Source organism: Sulfitobacter aestuariivivens, from assembly GCF_014763045.1.
Taxonomy (GTDB): Bacteria; Pseudomonadota; Alphaproteobacteria; order Rhodobacterales; family Rhodobacteraceae; genus Sulfitobacter; species Sulfitobacter aestuariivivens.
Genome location: NZ_JACTAG010000003.1, coordinates 65588 through 81211, shown reverse-complemented (window position 1 = coordinate 81211; position 15624 = coordinate 65588). Strand labels below are relative to the sequence as shown.

Genomic DNA, 15624 nt, shown 5'->3' with positions numbered 1-15624 from the left:
AGCATAAAAAGTTTGTCCGGCAGGGCATTGTATGTTTTTGAATCCCGACCCGACATTGGGGCCATGAGCAAGAGTGTTGCGATGGCATGGGCTATGGTAAGAAGTGTTCGAGTTAAGCAGTCTCATAGTGAGGTGATCGATGACGGTAGAAAATTTCGTCCAGCGCATCAAGAAGAGTACGCACCACAGATTCATATATCACTTCACTGATGAGGCAAATTTTGAACTGATCAAAGAGCACGGATTGCTTTCAAAGACCGAGATGAGACGACGAGAGATTTGGCCCCCCGCTCCATCAGGTAACCAATGGAGTTGGGACGCTGATGACCACAAAGGAGTTTCCAACTACGTTTCGCTTTGCTTAACGATGAATCACCCAATGAAATTTGCAGCTCTTAAGGAAGAACGTATATCCAAGCCTCGATATCTCGGGATACAGCCTGAAGTGTTGCTCCGCGACGGTGTACTGTTCTCAGCCGACATTGCGAACAAAGCAGATGTCGCATTACGTCCACTTGACGAAGCTCTTGCAGAAATTGATGAACAGGTAATCTATACAAGGACTGATTGGCGAGATCCACAAGTAAAAGCGAGACTCGACGCCGCAGAGCGCTATGAAATTCTTGTTCCAAAGAGAGTTCCTCTTGGATTGATCTCACGGGTTTTCTAGATGGCGACTCGACCGATTTTCATTCCAAGGGGAAAGCGAGGTCCCCTAGTCGAAACGCTGCCAATTGAAATTCGTTGGCATGGGGGGTTTGCAGCCTCGCAAAAGCAGAAAAATATCGCAGAACTACATCGTAAGGCCGCGACTCATGGATATCAACCAGTCTTGGAAGTCTCTACCAAATCAACGCTGGAAGTCGGCAGAAGGTTAAGCGCATTCAATTTGAAGATAAAAGTCTTCGGCCAAATGAAATGCTTGGAAAGTGTATATCAGGGCTCAAAGGTTTTTAGCGAATCAGGTCAACATGAAGAATTGACAGATTTAAATCCGTTCGAAGCAAAAAAGAAGGTTAGGGAGCTTGGAAAAGGAAAAATTGTCTCCTTTTTTTTTGAGGGGTATGAATATCAAACAGAACCAAAGAATGCATTCTACGACTGGCTCTATTTACGGGCGATCACACCACACGAAGAGTGGATACGAGAGAATCTCGACTTTGTGGCTTACTCGGATATTGAGTTCAACCCGACGAAATCTATAAATTGTCAGGGAAGAGCAGTTGCAGTTTTTCATGCCCTCTCTATGCGAGGTTCGACATTGAAATGTGTAGAAAATTTTGAAGTTTTTAGGAGAATGCTGATGCTCTCTCAAAAAGACGAAGTAATTTGAATTCGGGATTTGCCAGTGCAAGGTATTGGCGCTAGAAAATCTTGGCCTTAAGCACTCACACCGGGAAAGCGTTTCATCGCCATCAGCCGCACCGCAACAGGTCGTCCGGTCTTCATCGCTTTCTGCTGGCGTGGCCAAAAACTCCGCCCGATCAGCGCCCGTTACATGCACGCCAAGGAGTCTGCCCGCTATGACCAAACCTTCCCTCAAGGTTCCAGCCATGACCACTGACGCCGAGGCCGAAGCCTTCCTCGATCAGGACCTGTCTGACCTCGACCTCACTCAGTTCAAACCCGCCGATTGGGAACGCCAGCCCAAGACCGCGCGCATCAACATGCGGGTGCCGCAGGCGTTGGTTGATGCGCTCAAGGCCAAGGCCGCCAAGCGCGGCATCCCCTATCAACGCCTGATCCGCGAAGCCATTGAACGGGCGATCTAGCGCTCTCTCCCGAACCCGTTCGCCAACCGGTCCACCAGCTTGCGTTCTCGTTCCTGCAACCCGGCCGCCCGGTGCTGGAGCCATGTCGCGAGGATCCGGTTGATCCGCGCCTGATACCCCTGGCCCATCGCACGGAAGACACGCGCCACAGAACGGTCCAGATAGAGGGACACCTTCACCTTGGGCTCGTGGCAATCCAGATCCGCCTCGATGGTGTGCCAGGCGTCCGGCACCTCCGCGCGCAGGGCCTGGTCGTCGAGATCATAGTCGATCTCCGCCAGCCACAAATGATAGATCAACCGTTCTCTGGCGATACGCTGGGTCTTGGTGACGGGCATTCTGGTCTCCGGAATCAGGGGTGTTCCAGCATTGTAAAAAGGTATTAACTGGCCGGCGACGCACCGAACGGTCGCACCGACGCGATACCGACGTGATACCGACAAAAGACCGACCCATGCACCGACGCACCTTTCTGACCACTCTGACGGCCCTTGTTGCCGCCCGTCCGCTGCCTGTGCTGGCAGGCCCCGCGATCACCCGGCACCTGCCCCGCGCGACGCTGCTGGCACGGACGCACAATCACTGTACCGCTGACATGCTGGCCCGGCATTTGCAGGTCACGCCCCGGATCGCTGCCAAAATCCAGACCCTGCTTGTCCAGCGCGGCATCCTCACCACCCCGGTGAACGGTGCGGCCATGGCCACCCATCCGCTCAACACCCACTGCGTCCCGAACGAGGCGCTCAAACACACCAACTGGCTACAGAAACTGAGCGACGCGAAAGCACGCCTGCAAGAGGTGCTGGATCAGGCCGCCGACCCGGAACCGGAACCTTTGGCACAAGACAGTACTCCCCCTTCCGATACAGCGGAAGCGCACTGAAATAGACGCAAAGCTGCCTCATTCCTGCCCCAATCTGATGGCTCATTGGATCAACCAGAGCGGGAGGATCAAACAATGGCTGCACTTTTGTTCGTACTGGCCGGATGCCTTGGCATCATGGCCTCGCTTTTCGGGGCCATCCTCTTTGATCTTAGCTGGAGCGCCGCGTTCACCCTATACATGACTTTGGGCATCGGTTTGCCGGCCCTGTGCTTTGCAATCCGGCTTCGCCCTACCCTCCAGCAAGCCGCGCCACAGTCGGCCTGACGTCTGTCCAAACCCTGCGGTTCACCCGCAAACCCTTGTAAGTAGTGTCATAAGGTGCCATATCCCCCCTGCTTACGTTATTCTTTTTCGACCCACTGTCTCCCTCACACGGCGCCACGGACGACACGAGACCGACCACGCCGGGCCATCGCACCTACGCGGATGGCACTACTTAAAGGAGACTACGGATGGCTAATGGCACCGTAAAATGGTTCAACACAACCAAAGGCTTCGGCTTTATCGCACCTGAAACTGGCGGCAAGGACGTGTTCGTGCACATCTCTGCAGTTGAGCGCGCTGGCCTGACCGGCCTCGCCGACGACCAGAAGGTGACATACGACGTGGAAGCAGGCCGTGACGGTCGCGAATCTGCGGTGAATATCGCAATCGCCTAAGGTCTTTGGCGGGCCTGTCCCGCGGGATCGGCAAAAAGCCACCGACCACACGCAAAATTGACCGACCGTTGTGCAACAACGGTCGGTTTTTTGCTCTACGCGCCTTGCACCAGACGAATCGCAAATGCGAAAACAGGGCACCCGCCACACACAGTTCATGGAGCATATGATGCGCCGCCGTACATTTCTCGCCAGTTCCCTTGCAGCCACGGCTCTGCCGCAGATTGCCTCTGCCCAGACCGCTGTTTTCGATGCGACCCCCCAAGAGGTTGGCATCAAGCGCCAGTATCAGCCCGGCCAGTTGCTGATCCTGCCGCGCAGCCACTATCTTTACTACGTGACCGAACCCGGCAAGGCGCTGCGCTATGGCGTTGGCGTTGGCAAGGCCGGTCTGGAGTTTACCGGAACTGCCACCATCGACGTCAAGAAAGAGTGGCCGACATGGCGCCCCACAGACGAGATGATCGAGCGGGAGCCAGAGAACTACAAGCGCTTCATCGGCAACACAGAAGCCCAGCCCGGTGGCCCCGGAAACCCGCTTGGCGCACGCGCGCTCTATCTCTTTCAGAACGGCAAAGACACGTATTTCCGGATCCATGGTACGACCCAGCCGGGATCGATCGGTCGGTCGGTGTCTAACGGTTGCATCCGGATGATGAACGAACATGTCATCGATCTTTATGCCCGCGTGCCTCTGGGCACGGTCGTAACTGTGCTCTGACGCGTGTACCAAATGGATGCAAAAGGGCCGGTCACTGAACCGGCCTTTTCTTTGGCCAGATCCTACCTGCTGAAATGAGATCAGCGGTTCACTTTCGCCAGAAACTCTTCGATAAGTGTCAGCGCCTGAGGCCACGCTGGATCGAAAGCTGGCATGACGTGATTGCGCGAAGGCAGTGCAACAAATCGGCTGTCTGAAATCCCGGCGGCAAAACTCCGCCCCTGCTCAACCGGATGCATCCTGTCGCCACGCGCATGCAGTACCAGCACGGGGCAGCGTACCTTGGGCAAGATATCCCGGACACTTAGGTGGCCGACGCTTTCGCGGAACTGCGCAAAGGCCTCTGCTGTGATGCTCTCCTGCATGATCGTCGCGAAACGCCTCTGGTCATCGGGGGATACATCCGGGGCCAGCACACTCGCAAAATGATCCCTCACTGAGGGGTAATCATCATCCCAACCGACCCGCGCCATCGCATCCAGCGCAGCGGTCAGTTCTACATGGCGCGGCTCAGCACGGACCAGAGGTCCTTCCCTGAAGGCCCCCATGGCGATGATCCCGCTTACCCGTTCGGGATACCGCGCCGCAAAAGCGGCCCCGATTGCCGCCCCTTGCGATTTGCAAAAAAGCGGCGCGCGCTCGATACCGGCGGCGTCATATATCGCTTTGAGATCGCTCACGAAATGATCAAGCGAAAGCGCGGGCACGTCCCGATCAGACAGGCCGTTGCCCCGTTGATCAAAGCGCACAACACGGTACCTATCGGCAAGTTCGGCCAGCCAACCGCCGTTGAGAGACTGCCAGTCAAGTTCAAGATGAGAGATCCAGTTCGGGGCCTTGACCAAGGGGGGCCCATCCCCCACCGCTGTCCACGCCAGCTTGACGCCATCGTGCGATGCAGCAAACCGGATGTCCTGCGCCCTTTGGTATGCGGCCAGTTTTTTCGCGGCGCGCCCTCCGCTTAGATCAAGGGAGAAGGCGTCAACCGCGTCCGCAATGCCTTTCAGCCTAAGCGCGCCTTCACGCTTGAGGGTGACATCCGCCCCCAGGCTGCCCCCAGCAAGATCAACAGCAAGCCGGCTGATCAATCCATTGCCGGGCTGTGCAGCAGATTGCAGGCGTGCCGCGATGTTGACGGCGTCGCCAAAGACGTCGTTTCCGGAAACGGTGATATCCCCGACATGCACACCTGCGCGCATCCGGACGGCATAGTCTCGCATCTGAACCTGAATGGACCGCGTTGCGCGGATCGCATCGCCCACAGCGGGAAACTCGGCCAGCAGTCCATCGCCCATCAGTTTGACGATACTGCCCCCCTGTTGCTTCACAACCGGCCTGACGACCTTGCGCAACACCTCGTTCAACTGCCGCATGGTCTGATCGCCATCGGTTTCCATCATCTGGCCAAAACCTGCGACGTCGAGGGAAAGGATGGCAGCGATGCGGCGGGTCATGGGTCTTCCATACAGGCTTTCCCAAAGGGTAGCGCATCAGACACACTCGTAACAGTCTGCGCGTGCCCGGAATGACAAAGGGCCGACGTCACGTGACATCGGCCCTTCCTTTTTCAGACGCCTGACTTTTTAGTTCAGCGCCTTGTCCGTGATCGCATGGGTCCAGGCCCCCTCGGGTGCCTTGGTGATGACCGGATCGGACCCCCCTGCCAGCAGCGAGTCAACCGTGCGCTGGTAGTCCGCTTCGATCAGGGCACCGTTGGACCCTGCCGTCAGCTTGGCAATCTCTCCCATCATCCGCTTCTGGTGCTTCTCGGTCTGCGCACCGGATGCGTCATTGTCGAGCACAATCTCAGCGGCCTCATCCGGGTTCTCTTCGGCGTACTTCCACCCTTTCATGGAGGCGCGCACAAAGCGGACCATTTTGTCCTCGAAAGCCGGGTCGGCAAGGTTCTCTTCAAGTGCGTAAAGCCCGTCTTCCAGCGTGGCGACGCCTTCATCTTCGTATTTGAACGTCACCAGATCATCCGGCGTCAGACCCGCATCAATGACCTGCCAATATTCATTGTAGGTCATGGTCGACACACACGCCGCCTGGTTCTGCAAAAGCGGATCAACGTTGAAACCCTGTTTGAGCACCTCGACACCGCCATCACTGCCATCTGTCGGAATGCCCAGTTGCGACATCCAGCTCAGGAAGGGGAATTCGTTGCCAAAGAACCAAACGCCCAGTGTCTTGCCCTTGAAGTCATCTGTGCTGGCAATGCCCGCATCCTTGCGGCAGGTCAGCATCATGCCGGATGATTTGAACGGCTGCGCGATATTGACCATATTGAGGCCCTTTTCGCGTGCCGCCAGCGCCGCCGGCATCCACTCAACCGTAACGTCTGCGCCACCGCCTGCAAGTACCTGCGTGGGCGCAATGTCCGGCCCGCCGGGCTTGATGGTGACGTTCAGGCCTTCTTCCTCGTAGAACCCCTTGTCGAGCGCAACATAATAGCCTGCAAACTGTGCTTGCGTGACCCACTTGAGCTGCAGCGTGACATCATCCGCAGCATGCGCGAGCGTCCCCCAAAGCCCCAGCGCGGCGCCTGCCGCGATCTTGGTGAATGTTTTCATTTTTGTTTACTCCCTATTGGTTAGTGGTTTTCAGTATATCAGGTTCGTTGGCTTGGGTGCCAGAAAGTGACCGATTTCTCGATCAACGCCATGACCCCGTAAAAGGTTGAGCCTGCAATCGCTGCCACGACAATCTCGGCCCAGACAAGATCAAGTGCAAGCTGCCCCACAGATGTGGAGATGCGAAAGCCCATGCCTTTGACCGGAGAGCCGAAAAATTCAGCAACGATTGCGCCGATCAGGGCCAGTGTCGTCCCGATCTTGAGACCGTTGAAGATGAACGGCATTGCTGCGGGCAGACGCAGTTTGAAAAGTGTTTGCCAATAGCTCGCCGCGTAGGTCCGCATCAGGTCGCGCTGCATGGCACCGGTGTCCTGCAGACCCTGTACCGTGTTCACCAGCATAGGAAAAAACACCATGACCACGACCACCGCCGCCTTTGATTGCCAATCAAACCCGAACCACATCACGAGGATGGGGGCCATACCGATAATGGGCAAGGCCGCGACGAAATTCCCCACCGGCAGCAGGCCGCGCTGCAAGAAAGGGTAGCGGTCAATGGCAACGGCAATCAAAAATGCGGCGCCGCATCCGATGAGATACCCTGACAGTGCGCCCTTGATGACCGTCTGGACAAAATCGACCCAAAGAATATCGAGCGAGGCGGCAAAGGTCGCCGCAATGACGGAAGGCGCAGGCAACAGGACCTCGCTGATGTCAAATCCACGGACAATACCTTCCCAAGCGGCGATCATGGTCGCGCCAAAAACGATGGGCGCTGCCAGGCGGCGCCATTGCACACCGGGGTCTCGCGCCAGCCAGGAATTTACCAGCATTCCGGCGAACCAGGCAAGAATCGCAAAGCCAATCCACCCGATCATGCCATTCCCATCCGCTTAAGCGTCACCCGTTGCACTGCGCCAATGAGCCCCACCATTGCCGCAGCGAGGGCCGCGGCCATGATCAGTGCCGACCAGATCTGAATGGTCTGCCCGTAATAACTGCCGGCAAGTAACCGCGCCCCAAGACCGGCCACAGCCCCTGTCGGCAATTCACCGACGATCGCGCCGACCAGGGACGCCGCCATCCCGATTTTCAGCGAGGTAAAGAAATAGGGCATAGAAGCGGGCAACCGCAACTTCCAGAACGTCTGGCTTGCGCTGGCGTGCCAGGTCCGCATCTGATCCAACTGCATCTGATCAGGGCTGCGTAAGCCTTTAACCATGCCCACAACCACGGGGAAGAATGACAGGTACATCGAAATCATCGCTTTCGGCAGCAGACCTGAAATTCCTACGGCATTCAGCACCACGATGATCATCGGCGCAATCGCCAGAATGGGAATGGTCTGACTGGCAATGACCCAGGGCATTACCGACATGTCCATGGTTCGGTTGAACACGATCCCGATCGCCAGCAAGACGCCGAGGCCAGTGCCCAGCAAAAACCCAAGCAAAGTGGCGCTCAGCGTGATCCATGAATGATAAATCAGTGACCGTTTGGAGGTAATCTTTTTCTCGACGGTCGTTTTCCAAAGCTCTGCCCCAACCTGATGCGGCGCTGGCAACTTGGGTTTCTCCTGAGACCAGGTATCCTCAACCAAGGCGGTAAAATGCATATCCGCCCCTGACCGCGTGGCCTTATCATAGGCCCAAGGCGCATTGAGCCATACAGCGGCCGCATACCACAGCACAAATATGATCCCGACCACGGTCAGAATCGGCAACACAGCGGCTCTCATTGTACAACCCCAGTTTCAATGTTCCCCAAATATGCAAACGCGATGGCGTGCGGCAGGCTCTGTCCTTTGCATATTTTAAGAACATTGAAAGGAATCCTGGATTTAATGGCAGAGCGGTACAGGCAGGCATGCCGATGGCCGTGAACGTTGAAAGGGGACCTCGCCTCCCCACACAAACGGCGGAGCGGACCCGGGCGGGTGAGACCTGTCTTGCCCAACCGGGCCGCTTTAGCGCCCCTATTCATCCAAATGCCCCGCACGCAGCCCATCGCGCACCCGATGCGCCACTTCCAGAAATTCGGGCGTGTCGCGAATATCCAAGGGGCGATCTTTTGGCAGCGGGCTGTCGATCACATCGGTAATCCGTCCGGGACGCGGCGACATCACCACGATTTTGGTGCTGAGATAAACAGCCTCCGGGATCGAATGCGTCACAAAAGCTATCGTCTTTCCGGTCTGATCCCACAGCTTGAGCAATTGCTCGTTCAGATGATCGCGAACAATCTCATCCAACGCGCCAAAGGGTTCGTCCATCAGCAGAATATCCGCGTCGAAGCTCAGCGCCCGAGCGATCGACGCCCGTTGTTGCATGCCCCCTGAAAGCTGCCAGGGGAACTTCTTTTCAAACCCCGCCAGTTCCACCAATTCCAGCACACGTGCCACTCGCTCGGTTTGCTCTGCTTTGGATATCCCCATGATCTCCAATGGCAGCCGGATATTGCCTCCAATCGTGCGCCACGGGTAAAGGCCCGCAGCCTGGAACACGTAGCCATACGCCCGCGCCTTGCGCGCATCCTCCGGCGCAACACCATTGACCGTCACGGACCCGCCTGTCGGCTGCTCAAGATCCGCCATCACCCTCAAAAAGGTCGTCTTGCCGCAGCCTGATGGCCCGATAAAGGAAATAAAGTCCCCTTTCTCGATATCGAGCGAAACGTCCTTCAGTGCATGGATCGGCCCATCGTTTGTCTGGAACGTCAGATCGAGGTTCTGCGCTTGAATAATCGTCATTTCACAGCCGCCGTCACCACAATCTCAAACAGGCATCCGGTGTCCAGAGCAACACCGACGCAGGCCCGCTGAGGCCAATTTTTCGCCGCGCCAATCCATAGATTCCAGATGGCATCCATTGCAGATTTATCGGCAATATCGGCAAGATACACCGTCGCCTGCAAGATCCTGTCTTTGCCGCTACCCGCCTCGTCCAATAGGCTTTCAAGTTCTCGCAACGCGCCTGTCGTTTGCGCGGCAATACCGTCAGCATTCTCCGGGTCGGTTGAAACCGCGTAGACCAATCCACCTGCCGTCACAGCACTGCAACGCCCCCGGGCACCGCCGGGTATTTTGCCCCATTGCTCTGACATCAAATCCCTGCCGGAATATTTAGCGGATCACGTTTGATCATTTTGGGGCTCGTCAGTTGTTTCCACTTGCTGAGCGCCACGTTCGCAGAAGGGAACGCAGGCCGTGGAATGAACTTGCCGCGCCCTGGGTTGGGCTGCGAATTCTGCCCCCAAGCCCAGATCACTTCGCCCCGGTTGAGCGTATAGCGCGATTGCGCCTTGACCTCGAACCCTTCAAAGACGTTGTAATCCAGCACCGAATGATGGTTCGCAGGCGAAATCGTCTTGGTGATCTTGGGGTCCCAAACGACAATATCCGCGTCCGCGCCTTCCACGATCGCCCCCTTGCGCGGGTAGATGTTTAGGATCTTGGCAACATTGGTCGATGTCGCCGCGACAAATTCATTGGGCGTCAGCCGCCCGGTCTCCACCCCTTCGGTCCAGAGCACGGCCAGCCGTTCCTCCAACCCGTTGGACCCGTTTGGAATGATCCGAAAATCATCCCGACCTGCGCGCTTTTGCTCGGTGTTGAACGCCGCGTGATCGGTCGCGACGACTTGCAGCGAACCCGCCTGCAAGCCTGCCCAAAGCGAATCCTGATGGTCCTTGGACCTGAAAGGCGGGGACATCACGCGACGTGCGGCATGATCCCAATCCTTGTTGAAATATTCGGACTCATCCAGTGTCAGGAATTGAATGAGTGGCTCTCCGTACACGCGCATGCCCTTTTGCCGCGCGCGCCGAATGGCTTCATGCGTCTGCTCGCAGGACACGTGCACGATGTAGAGTGGCACACCGGCCGTGTCGGCGATCGTGATCGCGCGGTTGGCGGCCTCTCCTTCCAACTCGGGGGGCCGCGAATAGGCATGGCCCTCTGGCCCTGTGATGCCCTGATTGAAGTATTTCTCCTGCAACTCGGCGACCAGATCGCCATTCTCGGCATGCACCATCGGCAGTGCACCCAGTTCAGCACAGCGCTTGAAAGAGGCGAACATTTCGTCATCCTCGATCATCAAGGCCCCCTTGTAGGCCATGAAATGCTTGAAGGAATTGACGCCCATCTCAACGGCATCCTTCATCTCGTTGAAAACTGTCTCGTCCCAACCGGTGATCGCCATGTGATAGCCGACGTCGGAGCAGATCTGAGGCGCAGACTTGCGGTGCCATTCGTTGATCGCGTTCTTGATGGATCCGTCGGCACCCGGCAGACAAAAATCCACCACCATGGTGGTACCGCCAGCCGCGGCCGCCCATGTACCGCTTTCGAAAGTTTCGGCGGCAGTGGTGCCCATAAAGGGCATCTCCAGATGCGTATGCGGGTCGATCCCGCCGGGGATCACGTAGGCGCCTTCAGCATCGATATACTCGTCGCCCGAAAGATCCTCACCAATCTGCTTGATGATTTCCCCCTCGATCAGCACATCAGCCTTCCATGTCCGGTCTGCGGTGCACACCTGCCCGCCTTTGATCACTTTGCTCATCGTGTCACTCCCATCTTCATCTTTCCGGATAAACTCCGGGGTCCGGGGCAGAGCCCCGAAAGTTAAACCGATCCAAAACACCCCAACGCAGGCCCATGCACACCAATGTCCAGTGGACCAAAGTCGCTCTCTACGCAGAGCGAAAAGTACTCTGCCGTAGGCAGGTAGACCACCCGATATGTGCCATCGCCTTTCGCCACGGACCAGCAGCGCTGCGTGATGCCACCGGAAAAGGTCACCGTCACCTCGCGCGGGATGCGCCGGACCAGGGCAAATTCCTGCGCTGTGCGTCGCGCTACAACGTCAGCACTCATCAACGCCTCGGACACCTCTGCATCTACCAAAGCATCAATGCGCCCGGCTATCGAATGGCCTTGCGCCGTCATGCACGCACCGGAATTTTTGAGAAATTCCGACCGTTTTCTTTCAAAGAAAACGCACCCAGCTTCACCCGACAACCTCCGCCGTTTCCACCACCGCATGCATCAGCACGTCCGCACCGGCTTGGGCCCATTCGCGGCTGATCTCTTCGGCCTCGTTATGCGAAAGTCCGTCGACACAAGGGCACATTACCATCGCTGTGGGGGCTACTCGGTTAATCCAGCAGGCATCATGCCCAGCACCCGAAATCAGGTTCATATGCGAGTATCCCAGCCGCTCTGCGGCAGCGCGCACGGCTGTGACGCATCCTTCATCAAAGGTCACCGGATCAAAACCGCCGACCTTTTCAAATTCAATCTCTAGGCCCATCTCGTCCGCGATTTTTCCGCCTTCAACGCGCAGCCGCGCTTCCATGTCTTCAATGACGCTCAGATCGGGCGATCGGAAATCGACCGTAAATACCACCTTGCCGGGGATCACATTGCGCGAGTTGGGATACACGTCGATATGCCCCGCCGCGCCGACCGCGTGAGGCTTGTGCGACCAGGCAATCTCATCCACTTTCTCAAGGATTCGCGCCATTCCCAATCCAGCGTTCTTGCGCATCGGCATCGGCGTCGAGCCGGTATGCGAATCCTTGCCTGTAACGGTCACCTGCGTCCAGCTTAACCCCTGACCATGTGTCACCACCCCGATGTCTTTTCCCTCAGCCTCGAGGATAGGACCCTGCTCAATGTGCAGCTCAAAAAACGCACGCATCTTACGCGCGCCGACCTCTTCATCGCCGCGCCAACCGATGCGACTGAGTTCGTCACCGAACTTTTTGCCGTCCGTATCTTCGCGGGCATAGGCCCAGTCCTGCGTGTGAATGCCCGCAAAGACCCCCGAAGAGAGCATGGCAGGCGCATAGCGAGTGCCTTCCTCGTTGGTAAAGTTTGTCACCACGATGGGATGACGGGTTTTGATGCCCAGATCGTTCAGCGTTCGAATAATCTCAAGCCCACCCAAGACACCAAGCACACCGTCATATTTTCCGCCCGTAGGCTGTGTGTCCAGATGCGAGCCCACGTAAACCGGCAGCGCGTCCGGGTCTTCCCCTTCACGGCGCGCAAACATGTTGCCCATCTGGTCCAGCCCCATGGTACAGCCAGCGTCCTCGCACCACCTTTGAAAAAGTGCACGGCCCTCGCCGTCTTCATCCGTCAAGGTCTGGCGGTTGTTCCCGCCTGCCACACCTGGGCCGATCTTGGCCATTTCCATAAGGCTGTCCCACAACCGATCCGGGTCGATTTTCAGGTTCTCTCCGGGTGCGGCCATGACATGCTCCTTGCAGGCGAGGGGATAAAAATTTTACCATTTGGTAAATCCACGATTACGGCTAGACTGGTGTCTGTCAAGGACTGCTTTTAAGAGGGCCGCTGAGGGGGAGAAAATTTGGTTCCCCTGCCCAAAAACCGACCCGGAGACCGCCGTTGCCCGATGGAGCGCCCAAGAAACCAAGTCGCATTCAATTGCGTAACCGTCGCACGATTCTGGATGCCGCGCTGGAAGTTTTTTCGCGCCATGGGTATCGCGGGTCGACGCTGGACCAGATTGCCGGTAGCGCCGGGCTGAGCAAGCCCAACATCCTTTATTACTTCGACGGAAAAGAGGACATTCATGTCACCTTGTTGAACCAGTTGATGGAAACCTGGCTGGACCCATTGCGCGCAATGAATGCGGCTGGCGACCCGCAGGCCGAGATTCTAGCTTACGTCCAACGCAAGGTCGATATGGCGCGGGATCTGCCACGTGAAAGTCGCCTTTTTGCGGGTGAAATCTTGCAAGGGGCGCCACGTATGCGGCCAGATCTTGAAACAGGTCTGCGTCCGCTCTTTGACGAGAAATGCAACGTCATCCAGGGATGGATTGACGCAGGCAGACTGCCGCCGCTGGACCCGCAGCACCTGATTTTCTCAATCTGGGCGACCACACAGCATTACGCTGACTTTGAGGTGCAGGTGAATGTGTTACTGCCAGGCGAGCAAGATCCGCACGCGCGCGCATCGGCACATTTGCAGACGATGTTTGGCAAATTGCTTGCCCTCTAAGGGACTGAAAATAGGTTCAAAACACAGATCGCAGCGAGTTCTTTGCCCTTCGCCCCTGACGTCAGGCGCTCATCCGGTGTCAGGTTGCGCGAGACCATTCTTCTTCGATTTTTCGCGTTAAATCCTTATTCATTTCTTCGTGGCACTACGTGAACTGGGTGTGGGCTCCTTTGACAGACAGCAAGGAGCGGGAAATGTCTTCTATTCTGCTTACAAATCCATTTGCGTCGGTGCCTTCAGCACCGCAGGCGGCCACGGAGGGGCCTGTTGCGCCTCTGACCATACACGCCGTAACACCGGCACAGACTGGTAGCACGGCACGGGGCGCGGGAAACGCAGCCTCCTATACCGGAACGGGTTCCGGTCAGGGGCGCAGTATAGGGTCGGCCAGCCAGCAAGCGGTGCTGAGCGACCGTCGCGATGCTCTCCGCACCGAACGCCCGCCAAATGCCACGGCCAATTCCGTAGTCGGCGCCCAATCACGCGAAAGCGACGCCTCAGCGACGGTTCAGCCCAACGACCAAGATAGCAGCCTGCGGTCCCCGGCCGGCCTTGTCCCCTCTGCCCCCGCAGCGCAGGCGATCGAAATACAAATGCCCGACCCGCTACCGACATCGCCCTTTCTCAAGATGATGTCGGGCCGTGGGTGACGCCTATTCTGCTGCTTTTGCTGCAGGATTGTTGGGATGGGTGGTCCAGTTTGCGTACTCCGGCTGGACCACGTCGCCTGTACGCGGATCCGTTTCGCCGGGCCTCATCGCTTCCATGGTAATGCAGTCTTCCACCGGGCAGACATTGACGCACAGGTTACAAGCCACGCATTCCTCATCGATTACGGTAAAGGTGCGGTCATTGGACATGGCAATCGCCTGATGGCTCGTATCCTCGCAAGCGGCGAAGCAACGGCCACATGAAATGCACAGTTCCTGATCAATCTTGGCTTTGGCGACGTAATTCAGGTTGAGGTACTGCCAATCCGTTACATTGGGCACGGCTGCGCCGCAGAAATCGTCAATGCTGGTGTGGCCTTTCTCGTCCATCCATTCGGACAGGCCGCTGATCATCTCTTGTACGATCTTAAAACCATAGGTCATGGCCGCCGTGCAGACCTGCACATTGCCACAGCCCAGTGTGATGAATTCTGCCGCGTCACGCCATGTGGTGATGCCCCCGATGCCCGAAATCGGCAGTCCGTGAGTTTCCGGATTGCGCGCAATTTCCGAAACCATGGACATTGCAATCGGTTTCACCGCAGGCCCGCAATAGCCACCGTGCGATCCCTTGCCGTCAATCGAAGGTTCCGGCGACATCGTGTCGAGGTTGACCGAGGTGATCGAATTGATCGTATTGATCAGTGAAACCGCATCCGCCCCACCGGCCTTGGCAGCGGCGGCGGGTTTGCGCACATCGGTGATGTTCGGTGTCAGTTTCACGATGACCGGCTTTGAATAATACTGCTTGCACCATCGGGTCACCATTTCGATGTATTCCGGCACCTGTCCGACAGCCGCACCCATGCCCCGCTCGCTCATCCCGTGGGGGCAGCCAAAGTTCAGTTCAATGCCATCTGCGCCGGTTTCCTCGACCAGCGGAAGGATAGCTTTCCACGCGCCCTCTTCACAGGGCACCATGATTGAGACGATGATTGCCCGGTCAGGATAGTCGGCTTTGACGCGCTTGATCTCTTCAAGATTGGTGTAAAGATCCCGGTCCGTGATCAATTCGATGTTGTTGAGCCCCAAAAGTCTCCGATCCGCACCATAGATTGCGCCATACCGGGGCCCATTGACGTTGACCACCGGCGGTCCTTCGGACCCGAGCGTTTTCCAGACAACCCCGCCCCAGCCAGCCTCAAACGCGCGGCGAACGTTGTATTCCTTGTCTGTCGGTGGCGCGGAAGCCAGCCAAAATGGATTGGGGGATGTGATCCCCAGGAAATTGCTCGTCAGATCAGCCATATTACGTCTCCCGTAGGAT

General features: G+C 57.1%; 21 protein-coding genes. 10 read left to right on the top strand and 11 right to left on the bottom strand.

Annotated features, from left to right (window positions below):
* The first annotated feature begins 139 nt into the window (after nucleotides 1–139).
* The 4 genes from H9Q16_RS18295 (at nucleotide 140) to H9Q16_RS18280 (ending at nucleotide 1772) form a co-directional block, all read left to right on the top strand.
* Entirely contained in the window at nucleotides 140–670 is a 531-nt protein-coding gene (locus H9Q16_RS18295) for a DarT ssDNA thymidine ADP-ribosyltransferase family protein (RefSeq protein WP_191076925.1), read from the top strand.
* Nucleotides 671–1333: a DarT1-associated NADAR antitoxin family protein gene (locus H9Q16_RS18290; RefSeq protein WP_191076924.1), complete on the top strand. Its 663-nt coding sequence runs from the start codon at nucleotides 671–673 to the stop codon at nucleotides 1331–1333.
* 75 nt (nucleotides 1334–1408) lie between these two features.
* On the top strand, nucleotides 1409–1564 hold the full coding sequence (locus H9Q16_RS20930; protein WP_191077142.1) for a BrnT family toxin: 156 nt from the start codon (nucleotides 1409–1411) through the stop codon (nucleotides 1562–1564).
* Complete coding sequence (locus tag H9Q16_RS18280) at nucleotides 1554–1772, top strand: CopG family antitoxin (RefSeq protein ID WP_216859499.1); 219 nt, start codon at nucleotides 1554–1556, stop codon at nucleotides 1770–1772. The genes H9Q16_RS20930 and H9Q16_RS18280 overlap by 11 nt, the downstream gene beginning before the upstream one ends.
* On the opposite strand, the gene H9Q16_RS18275 is transcribed toward H9Q16_RS18280, so the two are convergent.
* Nucleotides 1769–2110, bottom strand: coding sequence for a BrnA antitoxin family protein (locus H9Q16_RS18275; RefSeq protein ID WP_191076922.1), 342 nt, complete (start codon nucleotides 2108–2110; stop codon nucleotides 1769–1771). The two genes, H9Q16_RS18280 and H9Q16_RS18275, sit on opposite strands and share 4 nt — an antisense overlap.
* Before the next feature lie 116 nt (nucleotides 2111–2226).
* Between H9Q16_RS18275 and H9Q16_RS18270 the strand changes: the two genes are divergently transcribed.
* From H9Q16_RS18270 to H9Q16_RS18255, 4 genes are all read left to right on the top strand, one after another.
* Nucleotides 2227–2655 carry a hypothetical protein gene (locus H9Q16_RS18270; protein WP_191076921.1) on the top strand — a complete coding sequence of 143 codons (429 nt, stop codon included), beginning with the start codon at nucleotides 2227–2229 and terminating at the stop codon, nucleotides 2653–2655.
* A gap of 75 nt (nucleotides 2656–2730) precedes the next feature.
* Nucleotides 2731–2922, top strand: coding sequence for a hypothetical protein (locus H9Q16_RS18265; protein ID WP_191076920.1), 192 nt, complete (start codon nucleotides 2731–2733; stop codon nucleotides 2920–2922).
* A gap of 188 nt (nucleotides 2923–3110) precedes the next feature.
* A complete protein-coding gene (locus H9Q16_RS18260) occupies nucleotides 3111–3317 on the top strand; it encodes a cold-shock protein (protein ID WP_191076919.1) in 207 nt (68 codons plus the stop codon).
* Between the two features lie 166 nt (nucleotides 3318–3483).
* Nucleotides 3484–4038 (top strand): L,D-transpeptidase, encoded by a 555-nt coding sequence (locus H9Q16_RS18255; protein WP_191077141.1) that lies wholly within the window; start codon nucleotides 3484–3486, stop codon nucleotides 4036–4038.
* 80 nt (nucleotides 4039–4118) lie between these two features.
* On the opposite strand, the gene H9Q16_RS18250 is transcribed toward H9Q16_RS18255, so the two are convergent.
* The 9 genes from H9Q16_RS18250 to H9Q16_RS18210 form a co-directional block, all read right to left on the bottom strand.
* A complete protein-coding gene (locus tag H9Q16_RS18250) occupies nucleotides 4119–5492 on the bottom strand; it encodes an alpha/beta fold hydrolase (RefSeq protein WP_191076918.1) in 1374 nt (457 codons plus the stop codon).
* Nucleotides 5493–5621: 129 nt separating this feature from the next.
* Nucleotides 5622–6611 (bottom strand): ABC transporter substrate-binding protein, encoded by a 990-nt coding sequence (locus H9Q16_RS18245; RefSeq protein WP_191076917.1) that lies wholly within the window; start codon nucleotides 6609–6611, stop codon nucleotides 5622–5624.
* Between the two features lie 38 nt (nucleotides 6612–6649).
* Nucleotides 6650–7492, bottom strand: coding sequence for an ABC transporter permease (locus H9Q16_RS18240; protein WP_191076916.1), 843 nt, complete (start codon nucleotides 7490–7492; stop codon nucleotides 6650–6652).
* Nucleotides 7489–8352 (bottom strand): ABC transporter permease, encoded by an 864-nt coding sequence (locus tag H9Q16_RS18235; protein ID WP_191076915.1) that lies wholly within the window; start codon nucleotides 8350–8352, stop codon nucleotides 7489–7491. The genes H9Q16_RS18240 and H9Q16_RS18235 overlap by 4 nt, the downstream gene beginning before the upstream one ends.
* A 237-nt stretch (nucleotides 8353–8589) precedes the next feature.
* Nucleotides 8590–9363: an ABC transporter ATP-binding protein gene (locus H9Q16_RS18230; RefSeq protein ID WP_191076914.1), complete on the bottom strand. Its 774-nt coding sequence runs from the start codon at nucleotides 9361–9363 to the stop codon at nucleotides 8590–8592.
* Nucleotides 9360–9716 (bottom strand): RidA family protein, encoded by a 357-nt coding sequence (locus H9Q16_RS18225; protein ID WP_281403165.1) that lies wholly within the window; start codon nucleotides 9714–9716, stop codon nucleotides 9360–9362. The genes H9Q16_RS18230 and H9Q16_RS18225 overlap by 4 nt, the downstream gene beginning before the upstream one ends.
* Entirely contained in the window at nucleotides 9716–11176 is a 1461-nt protein-coding gene (gene hydA / locus H9Q16_RS18220; protein WP_191076912.1) for a dihydropyrimidinase, read from the bottom strand. The genes H9Q16_RS18225 and hydA overlap by 1 nt, the downstream gene beginning before the upstream one ends.
* 62 nt (nucleotides 11177–11238) lie before the next feature.
* Entirely contained in the window at nucleotides 11239–11562 is a 324-nt protein-coding gene (locus H9Q16_RS18215; protein WP_191076911.1) for a hypothetical protein, read from the bottom strand.
* 61 nt (nucleotides 11563–11623) lie between these two features.
* A complete protein-coding gene (locus H9Q16_RS18210) occupies nucleotides 11624–12874 on the bottom strand; it encodes a Zn-dependent hydrolase (protein WP_191076910.1) in 1251 nt (416 codons plus the stop codon).
* A 194-nt stretch (nucleotides 12875–13068) separates the two neighbouring features.
* Here H9Q16_RS18210 and H9Q16_RS18205 point away from each other — a divergent pair, with 194 nt between their 5' ends.
* Both H9Q16_RS18205 and H9Q16_RS18200 read left to right on the top strand, forming a co-directional pair.
* Nucleotides 13069–13647 (top strand): TetR family transcriptional regulator C-terminal domain-containing protein, encoded by a 579-nt coding sequence (locus tag H9Q16_RS18205; protein ID WP_425507715.1) that lies wholly within the window; start codon nucleotides 13069–13071, stop codon nucleotides 13645–13647.
* 194 nt (nucleotides 13648–13841) lie between these two features.
* Entirely contained in the window at nucleotides 13842–14297 is a 456-nt protein-coding gene (locus tag H9Q16_RS18200; RefSeq protein ID WP_191076908.1) for a hypothetical protein, read from the top strand.
* A gap of 3 nt (nucleotides 14298–14300) precedes the next feature.
* Here the strand turns inward: H9Q16_RS18200 and preA are convergent, their stop codons facing one another.
* Nucleotides 14301–15605, bottom strand: coding sequence for an NAD-dependent dihydropyrimidine dehydrogenase subunit PreA (preA, locus tag H9Q16_RS18195; RefSeq protein WP_191076907.1), 1305 nt, complete (start codon nucleotides 15603–15605; stop codon nucleotides 14301–14303).
* Nucleotides 15606–15624: the final 19 nt, after the last annotated feature.